5 protein-coding genes and 3 tRNA genes are annotated in these 5,732 nt (G+C 43.6%); 7 read left to right on the top strand and 1 reads right to left on the bottom strand.

All coding sequences use genetic code 11. The features are described from left to right. Positions 1-272: 272 nt before the first annotated feature. From AB4238_RS20055 to birA, 3 genes are all read left to right on the top strand, one after another. Positions 273-1,856 carry a methyl-accepting chemotaxis protein gene (locus AB4238_RS20055; protein WP_372035132.1) on the top strand — a complete coding sequence of 528 codons (1,584 nt, stop codon included), beginning with the start codon at positions 273-275 and terminating at the stop codon, positions 1,854-1,856. A gap of 94 nt (positions 1,857-1,950) precedes the next feature. Further along, positions 1,951-2,970, top strand: coding sequence for a UDP-N-acetylmuramate dehydrogenase (gene murB / locus AB4238_RS20050; protein ID WP_372035130.1), 1,020 nt, complete (start codon positions 1,951-1,953; stop codon positions 2,968-2,970). A gap of 1 nt (position 2,971) precedes the next feature. Continuing rightward, complete coding sequence (gene birA / locus AB4238_RS20045) at positions 2,972-3,934, top strand: bifunctional biotin--[acetyl-CoA-carboxylase] ligase/biotin operon repressor BirA (protein ID WP_372035128.1); 963 nt, start codon at positions 2,972-2,974, stop codon at positions 3,932-3,934. A gap of 6 nt (positions 3,935-3,940) precedes the next feature. Here the strand turns inward: birA and coaA are convergent, their stop codons facing one another. Further along, positions 3,941-4,891: a type I pantothenate kinase gene (gene coaA, locus AB4238_RS20040; protein WP_372035126.1), complete on the bottom strand. Its 951-nt coding sequence runs from the start codon at positions 4,889-4,891 to the stop codon at positions 3,941-3,943. Positions 4,892-5,124: 233 nt separating this feature from the next. Here coaA and AB4238_RS20035 point away from each other — a divergent pair. The 4 genes from AB4238_RS20035 to AB4238_RS20020 form a co-directional block, all read left to right on the top strand. After that, a tRNA-Thr gene (locus AB4238_RS20035) sits at positions 5,125-5,200 on the top strand. A gap of 7 nt (positions 5,201-5,207) precedes the next feature. Next, positions 5,208-5,292 (top strand) — tRNA-Tyr (locus AB4238_RS20030). 35 nt (positions 5,293-5,327) lie between these two features. Next, positions 5,328-5,401 (top strand) — tRNA-Gly (locus tag AB4238_RS20025). 195 nt (positions 5,402-5,596) lie between these two features. Beyond that, positions 5,597-5,732 (top strand): GTP-binding protein (locus tag AB4238_RS20020; RefSeq protein WP_372033394.1); only part of this gene is annotated, 136 nt, incomplete at its 3' end.

Raw genomic sequence — 5,732 nt, 5'->3', positions numbered from 1 at the left:
TAATGCAATTGGTATAACTCCTAGCTACCTCCGCAAGCGCCTTAAGTCATCACATTCGTCGCGATATCGTGACTTCTCTTGCCTGCAATTTCCTATCAATAGCTTTTTCAGGTGTATGGCTAATGCTTAATCAGCACTGGCCATTGTAAAACTCAATTCTGATAGTATCACGGAGACTTGTCGATAAAGTGAGCGGTGCGATTGATTTAAATCAAACTAACTCATTGTTAATTCTGTCAATATACAGCCAAAATAATAATATAGGGCGCCCTATGAATCAGCACTCCACATCTAATGTCGAACAGCCGATGACGCAAGACTGTATTTTGCTGTCTACTACAGATCTTAAAGGTAACATTAAGTATGCCAATGACGTCTTTGCCAATATGTCGGAGTGTTCTGCGAGCGAGCTGCGGGGACAGTCACACAATATTGTTCGTCATCCTGATATGCCGAAGGCTGTGTTTAAATCTTTGTGGAGCCGCATACAAACGGGTAAAACATGGACCGGACTGGTAAAAAATCAAACGGTAACTGGTAAATACTATTGGACGAGTGCCTATGTCTCACCAGTATATGAGAAAGGTCAGTTGCATGAGTTCCAATCTATAAGGCGCAAACCGACAATTGAACAGGTGCAGGCTGCAGAAAAACTATATTCGAAATTGAACCAAAGCGATCGTGTGGCTGAACTTGAGAAGCCACTGGTAAGTTTCGCTGGCAAGTTGAGTCTGTGGGGCAGCATTGTTGCGTTTAGTTGTGCGCTGCTAACTACTGTATTACCCGTTGCTTTAGTGGCTGTTGTCGGAGCATTTATCGCTGGCTTGGGCTGTTACATTATCACTAAGCCATTACGAGACCTGGTAGTTAAAGCTGCAGCTATAAATGATGATCCTATTGCGCGTAGCATATTTTGTGGCCGCCAAGATGAAATTGGTCAACTGGATTCAGCACTTAATTATTTAATCACTGAAACTGGGGGCGTCGTCGGTAGAATGGCGGACTCGGCTTCCTCTATCAGTGAAGAGACTGGTTCATTGATGCAAACGATTGTTGACACACATGGTCGAGCAGACAGCCAGAACTTGCAGACCAATCAGGTCGCAGCGGCAGTGGAAGAGATGAGTGCTAGCTTTGTAGAGGTTAATGACAATACTCAACAAGCTGCTCAAGAAATTAATTCAAGCCTTAAAGCTGCAGACTTAGGTCATGAACATTTGCTTAAGGTGGTTACTTCCATAGGCGAATTAAGAGAAGAGGTGGTTCAGTTTTCTGAAGTCGTTGATTCAATTGAACAGGATAGTCATGCTATTGCAAATGTACTTAGTGAAATAAAGGGGATTGCCGAGCAGACTAATCTACTAGCGCTAAACGCAGCAATAGAAGCTGCTAGGGCTGGAGAAACTGGTCGTGGTTTTGCTGTCGTAGCCGATGAAGTGAGGCAGCTTTCAATTCGTACTAGCGAGTCTACTGCGCAAATCAGCAATATTGTGACTAAATTTCAGAACAGCACACAAACTGCGGCAGACGCAATGGAAGTAAGTCATAAGAAGGCTGACTTATCTGCTGAGTTAGCAAGAAATGCTGATAGCGCATTTGACCAATTACGCGACTCCATAGGAAGAATTCATGAGATGTCGGAGTTAAATGCGGTCGCAATGAACCAGCAAACCGCTGTTGCTACAGAGATCAGTCAGGCAATAGTTGCTATTAATGACCTATCTAATGTTAACTTGGCACGTACGGAAGAAGCTCAGGTCAAGTGTGACCAGATGAATCGATTAGCCAATAAAACAAGGCTATTATCAACACAGTTTTGGCAACAAACAATAAATAGAAATGGCCGTAATCAGTAAATGTAGTGCTAAGCTAACTTACTAGATAGGGCTACTGAGAGTAGCCGCTTTACGTTACAATACTGGATTCCTCAATGATTAATAAGACAGCTCCGTGACAGATTTTACTTCACTGAAAGCACATAATACTTTTGGACTTGAACACAGTTGCCGAGCTCTGTTTATTGCGAAAACAACACCAGAGTTAAGCGCCTTTTGTAAGCAGCTCTATCTTTCTGGTGAACCAATGCTGATCTTAGGAGGCGGCAGTAATGTTGTTTTGTGTGAGGATTTCGCTGGAACTGTTGTCGTCGTTAAAACTAAAGGTATTGAGCTAAACGTAACTGAAAGCCACTATTGTTTAGCTGTTGAAGCGGGCGAGGACTGGCATCACCTTGTGTGTTACTGCTTAGATAAAGGTATCGGAGGCTTTGAAAATCTGGCGCTAATTCCAGGGACTGTTGGCGCTGCTCCGATTCAAAATATTGGCGCTTATGGCGTTGAGCTCAAAGAACTTTGTGAGTGGGTTGAGTACCTAGATTTAGCGAGCGGTGAACGCTCACGCCTTAGTGTTGAGCAGTGCAACTTTAGTTATAGAGACTCCGTTTTTAAGCAGCAGTTATCGGGTAAAGTGCTAATTACAAGAGTTGGTTTTAAAGTACCTAAAGTGTGGGGGCCACGTCTTAATTATGGGCCTCTTAAAGCGTTGAAGGGGCCTAGCGTTACTGCAAAAGCTGTGTTTGATTGTATCTGCGCTACACGTATGGAAAAGCTACCTGATCCTGCATCCGTTGGTAACGCGGGTAGTTTTTTTAAAAACCCCATTATTGAAAATGAGCAGTTTCAGGCTCTGCTTGCCCAGTATCCGAATATTGTAGGTTATCCTCAAGGGGATAGTCACACAAAAGTAGCAGCGGGTTGGCTGATCGAAACCGCTGGATTAAAAGGTTACCAAGTTGGCGGCGCTGCAGTACATGAGAAACAAGCGTTGGTGCTTATCAATAGGGATAATGCCAGCAGCGATGATGTATTGTGCTTAGCAAGGCACATAGTAGATTGCATCTCTAAGCAATTTGCTATTAATTTAGAGCATGAACCTAGAATGATAGCCAGCACCGGAGAAAGGAGTTTATAGCATGGCAGAGCAATGGAACCGCAAAAGAAGCATATTAACAGAGTTGGCTGCAGGTGATTTTGTATCTGGTGAAATCTTAGCTGAACAACTAGGGGTATCGAGAACTGCAATAGCTAACCATATCTCTGGGCTAGAAGATTATGGTGTAGATATTTACTGTGTAAAAGGAAAAGGCTATAAGCTAAGCAATCCACTGTCATTGGTTGATGAGAGCACTTTAAAATGTACAATCAGTCAGCGCTGCTTCTATTTTGATGAGATCCCAAGTACGAATGCATTCATCTTAAAGCATGCCGAAGAGCTCGACTCTGGTGATATTTGTGTTGCCGAATATCAGTCTGCTGGGCGTGGCAGAAGAGGGCGCACTTGGGTGTCTCCTTATGGATGTCATCTGTATTTTTCAATGTATTGGCAGTTCCCGCAAGGCATGGCGCAAGCTATGGGTTTAAGCTTAGTTGTTGCGTGTTCAATAGTATCGGTTCTCGAGCAATTAGACGTTGCAGATGTTGGTGTTAAGTGGCCAAACGATATCTACTTGGGTGGGAAGAAGCTAGCGGGTGTGCTGATAGAGATGACTGGTCAAACTGATAGTGAGTGTAGCCTAGTTATTGGCGTTGGGTTAAACATGGCGATGAGTGAGCAGCATGGTAATGCAATCGATCAACCATGGAGTGATCTGACATCGTTGGCAAAGATGCCAAGTAAGACGGAATTGCTGGCGCTACTGCAACGCCAGCTACAACAAGATTTGTACTTATTCCAGAATGAGGGCCTTGCACCTTTTCAACAGCGTTGGGAGGCTGCAGATCTGTTTATTGGTCAGCAGATCAAATTGCTTATTGGAACTGATGAGGTTCATGGCATTTGCAAAGGGATTGATAAACAAGGGGCTGTGGTGTTAGAAACTGCCGACGGTGTAAAGAGCTTTATTGGTGGTGAAATCAGCCTACGTAAGGCTGATTAATCGACATCACTTTCTTAGAAGGACTTGATCCATGAGATGATCTTGTCCTTTTTGCAAGATAAGGTGCGCACGTTCTCGGGTTGGTTGAATATTTAGGGTTAAGTTTGGCCCATTGATGCTGTCCCAGATTTTTGATGCAATGCCGGTAGCTTCTTTATCTGTTAGCTGTGAGTAATGATGAAAGTAGGAACTTTCTTCGCTAAACGCACCAGTTCTAAATTGTAAAAAACGCTCGATGTACCATTTTTTCAACAACTCTTCTTCTGCGTCGACATAGATACTAAAATCCACAAAATCAGATACAAATGGTCGTTTGGTATCGACTGCAGAGTCTTGTCCGGTTTGCAGGACGTTTAAGCCCTCGATGATGAGGATATCAGGTTGACGGATCCACTGATATTGGTCGGGCACTCGGTCATAGGTAATGTGTGAGTAGATGGGTGCGCTCACCGCAGCTTCCCCCGCTTTTATCGCAGAGATAAAGTCAACTAAGCCTTTCATATCATAGCTTTCAGGGAAACCTTTACGTTGCATTAATCCGCGACGTTTAAGCTCGGCAAGTGGGTGCAAGAATCCATCTGTGGTAATCAGATCCACTTTAGGGTGCTCTGGCCAATGGCTCAATAATGCTTGCAAGATACGTGCTGTAGTACTTTTTCCTACTGCGACACTGCCAGCAATACTGATGATATAGGGCCTTTTAGGTGGAACGCGCCCTAGAAACTCATTGAGTGCTAAACCTCTTTGCTGCTTTGCACCGACATTTAAGTTGAGAAGTCGACTTAATGGCAGATAAATATCGGTCACTTCAGATAGCGATATTTTTTCATTTATACCGCGTAGGTCTGCCAGATCATTTTCACTCAGTGTCAACGGCACCGATTCGCGTAATTCAGCCCACTGTTCGCGCTGAAAAGGTAGATAAAGTGCATTATGAATTTGATTGGTTGGCGTCATTGCGAAGTTCTCCATTAAGGAGGGCACATTACACTATGAATTTATTATCGACAACCGCTACGGGATTAGACGAACAGTCAATGCTAGGTAAATGAGATTAATCGCTGCAAAAGTATCCGTTATGGCTAAAGTGAGCATAAAAAAGCGTCGTTTGAGCTTTTTTTTATAAAAAAAACGATTTTACTATTGCACTTGTGCTCACATTTCCATAATATCCGCTACCGAAATGACACGCCGGCATAGCTCAGTTGGTAGAGCAACTGACTTGTAATCAGTAGGTCCCGAGTTCGACTCTTGGTGCCGGCACCATTTCTCTGGAGGGGTTCCCGAGTGGCCAAAGGGATCAGATTGTAAATCTGACGGCTCAGCCTTCGAAGGTTCGAATCCTTCTCCCTCCACCATTTTCTAGGTAGTTAGGTAACCTGAAGTAGGTTGCGCGGATGTCGTATAATGGTATTACTCCAGCCTTCCAAGCTGATAACGCGGGTTCGATTCCCGCCATCCGCTCCAAATTCTTGCTGATAATACTTAATCAGTAGAAAGCACTCGATAACGAGTGCTTTTTCCAGTTTAAGACTACCTGTCAGCACGCCTCCTGCTTCATATGTACCTCAATTATCTTACTAACTGATTCGATGACATTTATGTATCGGATTTTTTGCTATATGCAGTTTCATCACCAGTACTTTGGATTGGGGCAATACCATGGCTAAAGAAAAATTTGAACGTAGTAAACCGCATGTTAACGTTGGTACCATTGGACACGTCGACCATGGTAAAACAACACTAACTGCTGCTATCTCTGCTGTTTTGACTAAAACATACGGTGGTGAAGTTAAAG

The sequence above is a fragment of the Shewanella sp. 10N.286.45.A1 genome, assembly GCF_041470405.1.
Taxonomy (GTDB): domain Bacteria; phylum Pseudomonadota; class Gammaproteobacteria; order Enterobacterales; family Shewanellaceae; genus Shewanella.
The sequence above is the reverse complement of the archived record's forward strand: the minus strand, read 5'-3'. Positions and strand labels throughout refer to the sequence as shown.